Raw genomic sequence first — 13,668 nt, 5'->3', positions numbered from 1 at the left:
CGTGCGGTATGAGTTATGTTAATAATAATATATTAACGTAACTGTTACCCTGTTATCTATAATGTGTGATCTAAATCACTTTTCACTCAGAGTGAACAATGGAACGACTGAAACGTATGTCGGTGTTTGCCAAAGTCGTTGAACTTGGCTCCTACACCGCTGCCGCAAGGCAGCTACAAATGAGCGTATCTTCCATCAGCCAGATCGTGTCCAAGCTGGAAGATGAGCTGCAGGTTAAACTGCTTAACCGCAGCACCCGCAGCATTGGCCTGACCGAAGCCGGCAAAATTTATTATCAAGGCTGCCGCAAAATGCTGCACGAAGCACAGGAAGTCCACGAGCAGCTTTACGCCTTTAACAACACGCCTATCGGCACGCTGCGCATCGGTAGCTCTTCAACTATGGCACAGAATGTTCTCGCCGACATGACCGCCGAAATGCTGCGTGAACATCCCGGCCTGACCGTCAACCTGGTCACCGGCATACCGGCACCTGACCTGATTGCCGATGGTCTTGATTTGGTCATTCGCGTCGGCGCTTTGCAGGATTCGAGCCTGTTTTCCCGCAGGCTGGGGTCAATGCCAATGGTGGTTTGTGCCGCCAAAAGCTATCTGCACATTCACGGTACGCCGGAAAAACCGGCTGATTTGGCTAACCATTCATGGCTGGAATACAGCATCCGGCCGGATAATGAATTTGAGCTGATTGCGCCCGAAGGGATCTCGACCCGCCTGTTGCCGCAGGGCCGCTTTGTCACCAACGATCCGATGACGCTCAGCCGGTGGCTGAAAGCCGGGGCAGGTATTGGCTATGCGCCGCTGATGTGGGTGATCGACGAGATCAATAGCGGACAGCTGGAGATCCTGTTCCCTCGCTATCAGTCCGATCCCCGTCCGGTGTACGCGCTGTATACCGAAAAAGACAAACTGCCGCTGAAGGTGCAGGTATGTATTAACTATCTGACGAACTATTTTGTGAAGGTAGCGGAGCTTTATCAGGGCGTGCAGGGCAGGAACGGGAAGGCAAAACAAACGGGCCGGAGCTAGTCCGGCCTCATATTGACTCAGGCAGTGCCGCCCACGGTCAGGTTATCAACCTTCAGGGTTGGCTGGCCGACGCCAACCGGCAGGCTTTGGCCTTCTTTACCGCAGACGCCGACGCCATTATCCAGCGCCAGATCGTTCCCAACCATCGAAATTTGCTGCATGGTTTCGATGCCGGACCCAATCAGCGTGGCGCCTTTCACTGCCCTGGTCACCTTCCCTTTTTCAATCAGGTAGGCTTCCGAGGTGGAGAACACAAACTTGCCGGAGGTGATGTCTACCTGACCACCGCCGAAGTTTGGCGCGAAGATGCCGTAATCCACGGACTCGATAATCTCCTGCGGCGTGGATTTCCCAGCCAGCATGTAGGTGTTGGTCATGCGCGGCATCGGCAGGTGGGCATAGGACTCACGACGACCGTTCCCGGTAGGCGCCACGCCCATCAGGCGGGCATTGAGCTTGTCCTGCATATAGCCTTTAAGAATGCCGTTTTCGATCAGCACGTTGTATTGACCCGGCACGCCTTCGTCATCAATAGAGACGGAACCACGGCGGTTAGCCATCGTGCCATCATCCACCACGGTACAGAGTTCGGAGGCCACCAGCTGGCCCATCTGGCCGCTGAAGACCGAAGTCCCGCGACGGTTAAAGTCGCCTTCCAGACCGTGCCCGACCGCTTCGTGCAGCAGCACGCCTGGCCAGCCTGCGCCCAGTACCACCGGAAGCATTCCCGCCGGAGCAGCAACGGCGGACAAATTAACCATCGCCATGCGCACGGCTTCTTTCGCCCAGGCATCAGCCCGCACTGCGCCGTTCACGCTTTCCAGGAAATACTCATAGCCAAAACGACCGCCGCCGCCGCTTGCACCGCGTTCGCGCTTGCCGTCTTCCTCAACCTGAACGCTAACCGACAGGCGCACCAGAGGGCGAACATCTGCCGCCAGCGTCCCGTCCGTGGCCGCAACCAGAATCAATTCATACACCCCGGTCAGGCTGGCGCTAACTTCCTGCACTCGAGCATCCGCGGCGCGCGCAACGCTGTCCACGCGTCTCAGGATGTCGAGCTTCTCTTCACGCGTCATGCTTAGCAGCGGATCGGCGCTGGTATAAAGCGCGCTGTGAGGAACGTTACCCAGCGTACGGGCGCGCCCGTCGCCCTGCTCACGAACGATGCTGCGGGCCGCATGAGCGCTTTGCTCCAGCGCTTGCAAAGTAATTTGATCGGCATAGGCAAACCCGGTTTTCTCACCGCTAACCGCACGAACGCCAACGCCCTGATCGATATTCCATGAACCGTCTTTAATAATACGGTCTTCCAGCACCCAGGATTCATGATAGCTGGACTGGAAATAGAGATCGCCGTAGTCGAGACGGCGCTCGGACAGCTGCCCGAGAATGGAAAACAGATCTTGATGGGTTAAGCCATTCGCAGACAGCAACTGCTCACTTACCAGGTTAAGACTCATCGTTTCGCTACTCTTATTGCTTATCGCCCGTTTGGCGAGGAATGGTTTATTTATGGAGCTTGCGGCAATTAACCGCTAACGTCAAATCAGTGAGCTTCGCTGGTGCGCGGCTGCCGCAGCACTTCATCAATTTTCGGTTTATCTACCGGGCCGGTAATGCTGTAGCGCAGCACCGAGATTTTGCTCCACAGCGGGCCAAGCACTTTACTGGCGGCAAACACCGCGGCGCCGACTATTGGGTTAACCGCAAAAGCGGTAGCCACGCCTACCGTCGCGGAGATTTCAGGGGCAACAACCGCTTCCATATTTAGCTCGCGACGGACTAAGTCTACCGAGCCTTTCATCGCGATATCCGCCTCAAGCCCGTCAACCAGCGTGTCGTCAGTATGCAATACGCCATCTTTTATCCAGGCGGTGCTGCGAATCGAGTCGTAGTAGAATCCGCTGCCAAAGGTATCGCTAAAATCGAAACGGAGTTTGCGAAGCAGCGCGTCAAAGCTGACCAGGCGCAGAAGCTGGCCCGCATGGCCCGTGCTGACGTCGGTAATTTGCCCTTTCCCCAGCCTGGTATGCAGAATACCGTTCAGCGAAGCTTCATCCGGCTTCCAGGGTACCGCCCGCCAGTGCAGGTCATAATCAACGTCGAAAGAAGAGCCCTGCAGCGGCGTTTTCACGCCAAAGAAGTTCGCGGCCGCGTCGAGCTTCTCGCCCTTCAGCTTGCCTTTCAGGGAAGTACGTTCGCTGCCGGGTTTATTCACCCATTCACCGTCGGCGGTGAGGCGAGCAAAGCCGGTATCAATCAGCCCATTGGCCAGCTGCAGCGTGTCGCCATTAATGGTCACATCCCCATCGATACGGCCATATTTCTGTCCCCACAGCCAGCACTCCGCGCAGCGCAGCTGCACATTTGGCCAGCCACGGAAGCTAAGCGTATCGCCGCTTTCCGGGACCTGCTGCGTCTCCGTTCCGTTTGCACCACTCGGGAGAACGCTCCAGTTCGGGTTGAAATAAAGATACTTAACGCTGGCCTGCCAGGGCGCGTTGTTCTTCATGTTCAGCGAGGCATTAATTTCACGCCCCTGGGCCTCAACCTGCGTGCCGTTCATCTCCGGGCGAGAAACCAGGCTCAGGTTATGCCATTGCTGGCCCGCCAGCGTTAATGCCGGGGTCCGCAGTGTCACTGCGGACGGGAAGACGGCAGATCCCCCAACGCTGTCCGCCGCGCCTTCACTGAAGAGCGCCAGCCACTGAGCGCCGTCCATTGCAGGGAGATCGAGCTCCACGCCCGGTTGCTCTGGCAGAGGCGGCACAGTTTTACTGTCCGTCGCCCAAATAGCCCGGTCGAGGGTGAGTTTCTTATTCAGCAGCCAGCGGCTGGAGAAGTGATTGAGCGCGCCTGCATTGCCCGTGAGATCGAAGCTCTTTAAATCGCCCTTAACGGCGATATTCAGCGGCAGCGCTGCCCCGGATTTTTTATCTACAGGCGCAGGTAAGTGACTGCTCACATTCTTCAGATCGCCCGCCAGATTGACCTTGTAACTGGCGCTGCCGTGATAAGGCAGCGTAATACCCACGTCGCCTTTCCACGCGATGTTTCCGCTGAGCGCGTCGTTGACCTGCTTCGGCAACACACCGGTTTTATTGGGCTGCCAGTCGCCGCTCAGGTTGACGCCAATCTGATAGTCTTTATCGCCAGTTTTGGTGTTGAAGTTCAGGCTCACCGGCTGATTAAACCAGCTCGCGCTCATCGCTTCACTCTGCAGGTCACCGTTGGTAAAGCTGAATTTGCCGCTCAGATTATGCAGCGTACTGTTCAGCGGTTTGATCAGCAGCGTGTTGTTGTTCAGCCGCACATCGCCTTTGGCCGTTGTCATTTCACCAGTGAGAGGAATATCCAGATGTAAGCGGGCATTCACATCGCCGCCAATCTGGAGTTCATCCAGCGCGGCAGCCAGGGAATCCTCCAGCGGCGTATCTTTGAAATAAGGCCCTACCGCATTGCCCGGGCCATTGATGTCGGCATCTATCAGCAGCTTTTCTTTGGCATAATCGGGGATGTTTGCCGTCAAGTTAGTGGCCGTTACACCGCCCAGCTTGACCGACTTGCTGTTCATCCACAGCCCGTTATTGATGAAATCTAGCGTGATATCGAGGTTTTCCAGCGCAGGCCAGTCCGGCTGGAAAGCAAATTTTGCGTTACGAAGCGGGACGTACACCTCAAACTGGCCTTCGTTGTGCTCGTAGGGGAAAAGATGTGGGTTGCCGCCGTACACCAGCGTGGCGTTATCGGCCTGGCCACCCTGAATCGCCGAGCTGAGATAATCCGTCAGCTCTTTGCCCATCAGGTTTTCCGGGAAGTAGCGCCAGGCGTCCGCACCGTTATCGGTGCTAATGCCCGCCAAAATGCCCAGCCACGGATCGCCGCTGGCGGGCTGGAAGTAGCGGAAATCGCCACGCGCCCAAACGGAGCGAGCCTTAACGTCGACATTCTTGCCGTCTAGCTGGAAGCCGTCTGCGTTTTTCTGCCAGGCAAGCGTCGCTACGCCTTTCTCAATCTCAAGCGGCGCGCGGAAGACGGTTTCATAAGGCATTTTTGCGTCGGTTATTTCGGCATTAAGCTGCCCGTTTGCGACGCTGCCGGTCACCGATCCTGAGAAGTGCTCCGCGCCAGGCAACAGTTTCCACTGCTTCCAGCTCACATCTTTCCACCGGGCCTGCAGACGAGTCAGCTCGGTTTGCTGGAGTGGAATGTCCAGCGCCAGCACGTCAATGTGGCCCTGAGGCTGCAGCGAAGTCCAGATATCCCCCAGCTGCGGCGAAATTTTGGCGGCAATCGGCAACAGGCCATTAAACCTGTCAAGTTCCATATTGCTGGCGCGTACGCGAAGTTCATCGCTGCGCTGGCTTTGTTTCCCGCCTACATCCTGCGGGGCTACCCAGGCCACAGAGAGCGAGCCTTTCGGCCACGCCTGGTCATCCAGCGTGATATTGGTAGAAGGGACGGAGATCTGCCAGCTGGATTTCTCCCGGCTGACCTGAGCGGTAAGATTATCGACCGAAAGCGAGTGCGTCACGCTGCCGGAACCCGGCCAGCTTGCCCCGCCTTTTTTCAGCCAGATGCTGCCGCCGCTGATATCCCCTTCTTTCACATCCATCCAGGCTTCGAGGCTAAAACGGGCGCTTTTCAGGTCGACATTGTCTTCCATCCAGCGGCCCAGCCAGGGTTTCACGTCGACGTCATCTGCCTGCAGCCAGACCTTGCCGTTGTTCAGAATCCCGTTTTCATCCCGCAGATCCATACGAACGTTGGCCACGCCGTGCTGGCCGTTAAAGCTGGACAGGCTGACCTGGCCTTCTGCGCGGTGGCGGTTTTTACCGTTAAGCCAGGTCAGTTGAGGAATAGAAAGTTCGGCCCGCTGGCCGGAGAGCGTCAGGAAGCTAAGGGAGCTGTCGCGAAGATCGAAGTGATCGAACTGACGAAGGAAAAGATCGCTGATTTTGTCCGCTTCCAGCGTACCATCTCCGCCGTTCTGGCTGAGCGGCGTGTTGGTTCGCATTTGCAGCTGATAGAAGGTCAGGTCGCGAAACTGCCAGCGAGCGTGCAGCAGGCTTTGCCAGACATCCAGCGCCAGCGTAACGCGTTTGATACTCAGCGTACCGCCGTCTTTGAGGCCGGCCTTAACGTCGCGAACATCAAGCGTGGGGCCAAAATTCTCCCAGCTTGCCTGTAACTTACTGACTTCCACCGGCAAACCGGTGGCGGCTTCAATTTTATCCAGCAGCGCGGGCCGCCAGGCATCCAGGTGCGGCAAAACGAGCCGCAGGCCACTCACCAGTAGCGCGACGATAACAACCAACGTTACGCCTGTGAGCAGCAGAATGCCGGGCAGTCGCCTCACCTTTCTCTCCTTGTCAGCCTTACGGGCAAAATGCGCATCCGCACATTTGAGGTTGCTGACAAAGAGGGAAAAAGCGTGGTTTTTCCCTCTTTGTGATTATCAGCCGAAAATCAACGAATTGATTTTCCTGTTTTTTTTGACTAAACGTCTGGTATTTCTTCTATCATCAGAGGTTTGTCAGTCGTCTGCAATGCGCATTTGCGTATTTACATCATCACGACGTCGAACTGCTCCTGATTGTAGAGCGGTTCAATCTGAACTTTGACCTGTTTACCCACAAAGATTTCTACTTCAGCCAGCGCGTGAGACTCTTCGCTTTTCAACGCCTCGCCCACCGCAGGAGAAGCATAGACCAGGAAACGGTCGGAATCGTAGGCATGATGCACACGAACGATTTCACGCATAATTTCGTAGCAAACCGTTTCCACCGTCTTTACGGTGCCGCGACCGTGGCAGGTCGGGCATTCGTTGCACAGCACATGCTCTACGCTTTCGCGCGTGCGCTTGCGAGTCATCTCGACCAGGCCGAGCTGGGAGAAGCCGTTAATGCTGGTCTTCACGCGATCTTTGCTCAGCGCCTGTTCGAGAGAATGCAGCACGCGGCGGCGGTGATCTTCATTACTCATATCGATGAAGTCGATGATGATAATGCCGCCCAGATTACGCAGCCGGAGCTGGCGCGCGATGGCCTGAGTCGCTTCGATATTTGTATTAAAAATTGTGTCGTCGAGATTGCGATGGCCCACGAACGCGCCGGTATTAATATCCACCGTGGTCATCGCTTCGGTCTGGTCAATCACCAGATAGCCGCCAGACTTCAGTTCCACCTTACGCTCCAGCGCACGCTGGATTTCATTCTCAACGTCGTAGAGATCGAAAATCGGCTGGCGGCCGCTGTAATGCTCGATTTTGCTGGTCATCTCCGGCATGTACTCGGCGGTAAATTCCAGCAGCATTTCGTAAGTCAGGCGGGAATCAACGCGAATTCTGTCCAACGCCGCGTCGGCAAAATCACGCAATACGCGCTGGGCCAGCGCCAGTTCACCGTACATCTGGTAGCGGGTTTGATTGCGTTTTTTACGCTCGCTGACCTTGGTCCAGACGCGCTTCAGGTAAGCCGCATCAGAGGCTAAATCTTCTTCACACACGCCTTCCGCAGCGGTACGAATAATGAAGCCACCTTGCTCATCGCAATACTCATTCACGATACGCTTCAGGCGGTCGCGCTCGGCTTCGCTTTCGATACGTTGGGAAACACCTACGTGAGAAGCGCCGGGCATGAAAACGAGGTAACGGGAAGGAAGCGTGATGTCGGTGGTTAGGCGAGCGCCTTTGGTGCCCAGCGGATCTTTGACCACCTGCACCATTAAATCCTGCCCCTGGCGAACCAGTTCGGCGATGTCGCGCACGCTAAAGTTCTTTTGCTCCTCACCGGCGACGCACTCGGTGTGCGGCATAATGTCAGAAGCATGAAGGAATGCCGCCTTGTCCAGGCCAATATCTACAAACGCCGCCTGCATTCCAGGCAACACCCGGCTAACGCGACCTTTGTAGATATTCCCTACTATTCCGCGGCGCGCTTCGCGCTCAATATGAATTTCTTGCAGTATGCCACCGTCAATATAGGCCACCCGCGTCTCTGATGGGGTAACGTTGACTAATAGTTCAGCCGTCATCTTTTCCTCGTCCGTCACGCAGCGCGTGAAAATTGCTCAGCAACTCACCAGTTTCCACCAGCGGTAATCCCACCACTGCATGATAACTGCCATTAATCCTTTTAACGAAACAGCCACCAAGCCCCTGAATGCCGTAAGCTCCGGCTTTGTCCATAGGTTCACCGCTGGCAATATAATCGGCAATATCCTGTTCGGATAAGCGGCGGAACGTCACATCGGTCACCACCAACGCTTCCAGCACCTGACTGGCGTCGGCGATAGCAACTGCCGTCATCACCTGGTGCTGATTGCCTGAGAGCAAACGTAGCATCTGTGCGGCATGCTCTGTATCCCGTGGTTTTTCCAGCACTTCGCCGTTGAAGATAACGATTGTATCCGCACCCAGTACAGGCAAATCTTCGGCGGCCATCTCCACCCCGGCCTGCGCTTTTTCGCGCGCCAGACGGCGAACATACTGTTCCGCGCTTTCGTGCGGCTGCCGCTGTTCTTCAATGCCAGGCACGAGACGCTCGAAAGAAACGCCCAGCAGGGTCAGAAGCTCCTGACGGCGAGGCGAACCGGATGCCAGATACAACGTAGTCATGTTTACCTTTTATTGCACAGCGAATTGCTGGCGAACTTTGCGCATTAACAGGAAAATCCAGGGCCACAGGATACCGTTAACTACACTACTCCAGAACACTTCCGGTCTGAAAGAGACGTTGATCACTAAAAATTCTGACCAGAAAACAATGATGTCTGTGACCAGCGAGAGCAGCATGACAACCAGCGCCTGCTGCCAAAGGGCGAGGTTACGGAAAAGCTGGTATTTCAGCGCCACCAGGTAAGCCACAATACTCAATGATAGAGCACGCACGCCGAGCGTGGAGCCGCTAATCAAATCCAGTATGGCGCCCACAATAAAACCCGTCCCGACGTTAACGCGGTGCGGCAGGGCTAAAATCCAGTAAAGCAGAATCAACAATACCCAATCCGGCCGGTAAAACTTGAGGTCATCCGGCCAGGGCATGACCTGCAGTAGCAGGGCAATCAAAAATGAAAGCCAGATAACCCAACGGCCCTGGCTGCGATAACTTCCCACTACTGTGCTCCCGTAGCAGGCTGTGTGATACCGGTTGCTGGCGCTGGGACCGGCGCAGGAGGGCCCATTGAACCCGGCGGCGGCAGAACCTGAGGCATCATCTGCATCAGGCGCTCATTGGCCACGCGGTGGACTTCCTCTGGCGGCATTGGCGACGAACCGTTTTTATCCGCGCCCCAAAGCAGCAACAGATAGCGCAGACGCTGCAGACCGGCGGTAGGACGAGCCTGAATCACGGTATAGGCGCGCTGGGTATCCAGCTTAACGGATGATACAACGCCAACCGGGTAGCCTTCAGGGAAGCGGCCGCCAAGACCAGAAGTCACCAGCACATCGCCGACACGAATATCGGTATTGGCCGGCAGATGCTCCAGCTGCAGATCGTCCGTGCAGCCGTTACCGGCGGCAATCACGCGGATATCGTTACGCAGTACCTGAATAGGCAGCGCGTGAGTGGCATCGCAAATCAGCAGCACCCGGCTGGTCAGCTTCGCGACGGCGACAACCTGGCCGACAACGCCTTTATCACTAATAACCGGCTGACCTTCGTACACGCCGTTCACGCTGCCCTTGTCGATCACCACCTGATCGCTGTACGGATCGTTAACGGTGGAGATGACCTGGGTCACCATTTTTTGTTCATCCTGACGCAGCGGGGAACCGAGCAGCTCGCGCAGGCGCGCGTTCTCCTGCCGGTATTGACCCAGCATCAGCAATTCACTGTTTTTCAGGATTAACTCCTGACGCAGAACCCGATTTTCAAGTTCAAGCTGGTCGCGCGAGGCCAGCGTTTGAGACACGCTGTCGAGTAATTCACGGGGACCATTAGAGACAAAATAGAAAGGACTGACGGCTGTATCCATGTATGTTCGAATCTGGCTGAACATACCGAGGCGACTGTCGGCGATAATGACACCAAGCGCCACCAGCACCGCCAAAATAAGGCGAATCTGTAGCGACGGGCCACGGCTAAAAATTGGCTTCATAGGCTATGCGTATTCCCAAACCAGCAAGCAGGGGCAGCGCAAAGCTCCCCCTGGCCTGTGGCTGTTACTCTTCGCTAAACAAGTCGCCGCCGTGCATGTCGATCATTTCCAGTGCCTTGCCGCCGCCGCGGGCAACACAGGTCAGTGGATCTTCTGCAACTACTACCGGGATACCCGTCTCTTCCATCAGCAGGCGATCGAGGTTACGCAGCAATGCGCCACCGCCGGTCAGAACCATACCGCGCTCGGAGATATCGGATGCCAGCTCTGGCGGGCACTGTTCCAGCGCTACCATCACCGCGCTAACAATACCGGTCAGTGGCTCCTGCAATGCTTCGAGGATTTCGTTAGAGTTCAGGGTGAAGCCGCGTGGCACACCTTCAGCCAGGTTACGGCCGCGAACTTCGATCTCACGCACTTCATCGCCCGGGTAGGCAGAACCGATTTCGTGTTTGATACGTTCCGCGGTCGCTTCACCAATCAGTGAACCGTAGTTACGGCGCACATAGTTAATGATAGCTTCATCGAAGCGGTCACCGCCGATACGTACGGAAGAGGAGTAAACCACGCCGTTCAGGGAGATAACGGCCACTTCGGTGGTACCGCCACCGATATCCACAACCATGGAGCCGGTTGCTTCAGATACCGGCAAGCCTGCGCCAATTGCCGCAGCCATAGGTTCTTCAATCAGGAACACTTCACGTGCGCCTGCACCCTGTGCGGATTCACGAATAGCACGGCGTTCAACCTGGGTAGCACCTACCGGCACACACACCAGCACGCGCGGGCTTGGGCGCATGAAACTGTTGCTGTGAACCTGTTTGATAAAGTGCTGCAGCATTTTCTCAGTCACGAAGAAGTCAGCGATAACGCCGTCTTTCATCGGACGAATAGCCGCGATGTTGCCCGGGGTACGGCCCAGCATCTGTTTAGCATCATGGCCTACGGCCGCAACGCTTTTTGGCGAGCCGGCGCGGTCCTGGCGAATGGCCACAACGGAGGGCTCATTCAGTACGATGCCTTGTCCTTTCACATAAATCAGGGTATTCGCAGTACCCAGGTCAATGGACAGGTCATTGGAAAACATGCCACGAAATTTTTTCAACATACTAAGGGATAATCCTGAAAGCTGGGGCGGATACAAAATCCGCTTACTTTACCAACCACACGCTACAGCGACAAGGCGCAAAAATGTTCTGCAACGGTGAAAAATAGTGCAGTTCACTACGGCTGTAACACTTTTGAAACGTCTTCCTACATGGCGTTCAGAAATGCGGCAAACGCGGTAGAATAAACGAACAGCTAACAGCAGCAAACCGGTTCATAACGGCTGCGACAATCTGGCTGGCAGGCTGACTAGCCCCCTTGAGATGCAGCGCGCGTTATTCTACGTGAAATAATGGCAAACGGCAGGTTAAACCGAGTATCTTTGTGAATATTTTTTCACATTACTGTCAAGCGGCTGAGATGCGGCGATAAAATCGCCCTGCGCCCCCGCAACCCCGTTATCAATCAGCGTCTGCCACTCGCCGCGGGTCCTCACTCCTGTGGCAAAAACATGGATTCGCGTCCCATTACAGGCTTCAACCAGGCTCTTCACAAAAAGCTGGTTTTCGGTACGCTTGCCGATGTTTCTGACCAGACCCGGATGCAGCTTAATTAACTCCACATCCAGCTCTTTTATATAAGTTGTGCTGACGACCGTTAATCCCGCCTGGATAATCACAACCCTTGCCCCTAATGCAGTGATTAACCTTACAACATGTTGCAATCGGCTGATGTGTTGACAGACATCTGCCTCAGCAAGTTCAAAAATAATCCGTGCGCGCTTCGATTTTTCGCACTGCATCAGCGAATCACGCAGCCAGCGCTGGAATGGGGCGCGAATCAGCGAGTCAACGGTAATTTGAATGGCAAGGGTTTCTTCCGGCCAGAAGTTTAGCAGCGGCAACAGCCTGGACACGATCTGCCGATCATATTGTTCGGATAAACCAAATTGCCTGACCATCGGCATGTATTCAGCCGACAAAACTTCCTGCTCACCGTCGAAGATACGGCACATGATTTCACGGTGGTGAACCACCCCATGCTTATCAACCGCGGGTTTCTGGTAAAAGCGCGGGCCGCCCTGCTTGAGGACCTGCTCAAGCAAAGTGCGCCATTTCACGTTGCCCCGGCCCTGTTCAGGGAGCTTATCGTCGTAGACGGACCAGCTGTTGGCCCCCTGGAAAGCGGCGTTGCGGGTCGCGATTTCCGCATGCTCCATAACCTGCTCTTTTGTTTGCCCGCTGCGCCATGCGCAAATGCCAATGTGCAGCATATCGCTGCGATCAACCATACGGGTTGACGGGAGTGCATCCACGGAATTGAGGAGTTGGCTGGCGATACCATCCGCTTCTTTCAGCGTTCGGTGCGGCAGCAATACCGCAAAATCACTGCGGAAATAGCGGGCTAATAAAGCGCCAGGGTAGCGCATCACAAAGGTCGAGAGCAGGTTAACCAAAGTGAATAAGTATTCTTCAACCGGGCCGTTGCCCCAGGTCTCTTTTAATAGCTCGAAATCAGGCAGGCGAATCATCATCACCACGCCGTGAGCACCGACTTGCTCCTGGCCTTCCAGCAGCGTGGCCAGTTGGTTATCAAAGAACAAACGATTATTGAGGCCGGTTTTAATGTCCTGGGCGGCAAATGCCCTGATGAGGGTATCCACGCGGCTTCGCTGCTCGCTGGCGCTTTGCAGGTCCGAAAGTAGAGTATCCATTGCGCTGCTCACCAGCGGCGGCCATTCATGCACGGAACCACGCACTTCTGCCCCTCGCTCCCCGCTAATGATTTTTCCGGCTCTGATTTCCAGCAGCTCTTGCCCGGAAAGCTGTCGTCTCAGCCAGCGCCCGGCCAGGAAGAGCACCACCAGCATAAAAGCGACCGCCGCAGTTAATGGCGTCGTGGTAAACATGGCGTGATAGTAGACAGCAATCGGGTCGAGATAAGTCAGCTGCAGCGTCATACCTGGGTGCTTCATCAACGCGACGTTAATAGTGCGGTAGGTATATTGCGTCCCTGCCGGGCGATAGCCTTCGGGTAAAACGTGCTGGAAGAGGTAAGTTTTATCCGCCATCAGGCGAATTTCGGTGATATCCACCGGTATCATCAGCTCGCTAAAGTGATCCACCAGATCCTGGGGTGAGCGTGAGACCAGTTGGTTATCAACGATCGTGGCAACCGCCATAATGCGCTGCTGAGTTTTGTCGTGAACAGAGTTATAGAAACTTAGCAGGCACCCAAAGAGCGTAACGAAAATCGCAAGCCCGGTTAAAAGGGTAATAAAGGCTGAAAGTTTCGTCGTTAATCGCATCCCTGTGTTAACTCCGGTTAGTGAAAATTAACCACACTCATCATGGGCCCCAAACGAGGAAGCATTAAATAGCAAAGGCCGACCTCAGGCAAACGAAACCCCTCGGGAATTTCTGAGCATTTATTGCGTCAGGTCGGCTCTTCACATCAGTATCGGAGTATA

General features: G+C 55.3%; 9 protein-coding genes. 1 reads left to right on the top strand and 8 read right to left on the bottom strand.

Going from position 1 to position 13,668, the window contains the following annotated elements; translation table 11 throughout:
• Nucleotides 1-98 precede the first annotated feature (98 nt).
• Entirely contained in the window at nucleotides 99-1,046 is a 948-nt protein-coding gene (gene aaeR / locus ACREYP_RS01530; protein ID WP_034807694.1) for an HTH-type transcriptional activator AaeR, read from the top strand.
• Between the two features lie 17 nt (nucleotides 1,047-1,063).
• Here the strand turns inward: aaeR and tldD are convergent, their stop codons facing one another.
• From tldD to csrD, 8 genes are all read right to left on the bottom strand, one after another.
• Nucleotides 1,064-2,509: a metalloprotease TldD gene (tldD, locus tag ACREYP_RS01525; RefSeq protein WP_336818807.1), complete on the bottom strand. Its 1,446-nt coding sequence runs from the start codon at nucleotides 2,507-2,509 to the stop codon at nucleotides 1,064-1,066.
• An 86-nt stretch (nucleotides 2,510-2,595) separates the two neighbouring features.
• Nucleotides 2,596-6,408 carry an AsmA2 domain-containing protein YhdP gene (gene yhdP, locus ACREYP_RS01520; protein WP_336818806.1) on the bottom strand — a complete coding sequence of 1,271 codons (3,813 nt, stop codon included), beginning with the start codon at nucleotides 6,406-6,408 and terminating at the stop codon, nucleotides 2,596-2,598.
• Nucleotides 6,409-6,614: 206 nt separating this feature from the next.
• Entirely contained in the window at nucleotides 6,615-8,084 is a 1,470-nt protein-coding gene (rng, locus tag ACREYP_RS01515) for a ribonuclease G (protein WP_008454897.1), read from the bottom strand.
• Nucleotides 8,074-8,667, bottom strand: coding sequence for a Maf family protein (locus tag ACREYP_RS01510; protein WP_336818805.1), 594 nt, complete (start codon nucleotides 8,665-8,667; stop codon nucleotides 8,074-8,076). The genes rng and ACREYP_RS01510 overlap by 11 nt, the downstream gene beginning before the upstream one ends.
• 9 nt (nucleotides 8,668-8,676) lie before the next feature.
• Nucleotides 8,677-9,165 (bottom strand): rod shape-determining protein MreD, encoded by a 489-nt coding sequence (gene mreD, locus ACREYP_RS01505; protein WP_008454899.1) that lies wholly within the window; start codon nucleotides 9,163-9,165, stop codon nucleotides 8,677-8,679.
• Nucleotides 9,165-10,151 carry a rod shape-determining protein MreC gene (gene mreC / locus ACREYP_RS01500; protein WP_008454901.1) on the bottom strand — a complete coding sequence of 329 codons (987 nt, stop codon included), beginning with the start codon at nucleotides 10,149-10,151 and terminating at the stop codon, nucleotides 9,165-9,167. Before mreC ends, mreD begins: the two co-directional genes overlap by 1 nt.
• Nucleotides 10,152-10,215: 64 nt before the next feature.
• Nucleotides 10,216-11,259, bottom strand: a complete 1,044-nt coding sequence (mreB, locus tag ACREYP_RS01495; RefSeq protein WP_000913396.1) for a rod shape-determining protein MreB — start codon at nucleotides 11,257-11,259, stop codon at nucleotides 10,216-10,218.
• A gap of 306 nt (nucleotides 11,260-11,565) precedes the next feature.
• Nucleotides 11,566-13,506: an RNase E specificity factor CsrD gene (gene csrD, locus ACREYP_RS01490; RefSeq protein WP_336818804.1), complete on the bottom strand. Its 1,941-nt coding sequence runs from the start codon at nucleotides 13,504-13,506 to the stop codon at nucleotides 11,566-11,568.
• Nucleotides 13,507-13,668: the final 162 nt, after the last annotated feature.

Origin of the sequence: Enterobacter sp. TMH.L2, from assembly GCF_050847315.1 — a bacterium.
Taxonomy (GTDB): domain Bacteria; phylum Pseudomonadota; class Gammaproteobacteria; order Enterobacterales; family Enterobacteriaceae; genus Cedecea.
This window is presented reverse-complemented; position numbering and strand designations above follow the sequence as displayed.

What these genes read in the sequence shown, in the direction of transcription:
- mreC (WP_008454901.1), bottom strand. Translation starts at nt 10,151, where the DNA reads ATGAAGCCAATTTTTAGCCGTGGCCCGTCGCTACAGATTCGCCTTATT.
- ACREYP_RS01510 (WP_336818805.1), bottom strand. Translation starts at nt 8,667, where the DNA reads ATGACTACGTTGTATCTGGCATCCGGTTCGCCTCGCCGTCAGGAGCTT.
- csrD (WP_336818804.1), bottom strand. Translation starts at nt 13,506, where the DNA reads ATGCGATTAACGACGAAACTTTCAGCCTTTATTACCCTTTTAACCGGG.
- mreB (WP_000913396.1), bottom strand. Translation starts at nt 11,259, where the DNA reads ATGTTGAAAAAATTTCGTGGCATGTTTTCCAATGACCTGTCCATTGAC.
- rng (WP_008454897.1), bottom strand. Translation starts at nt 8,084, where the DNA reads ATGACGGCTGAACTATTAGTCAACGTTACCCCATCAGAGACGCGGGTG.
- aaeR (WP_034807694.1), top strand. Translation starts at nt 99, where the DNA reads ATGGAACGACTGAAACGTATGTCGGTGTTTGCCAAAGTCGTTGAACTT.
- tldD (WP_336818807.1), bottom strand. Translation starts at nt 2,509, where the DNA reads ATGAGTCTTAACCTGGTAAGTGAGCAGTTGCTGTCTGCGAATGGCTTA.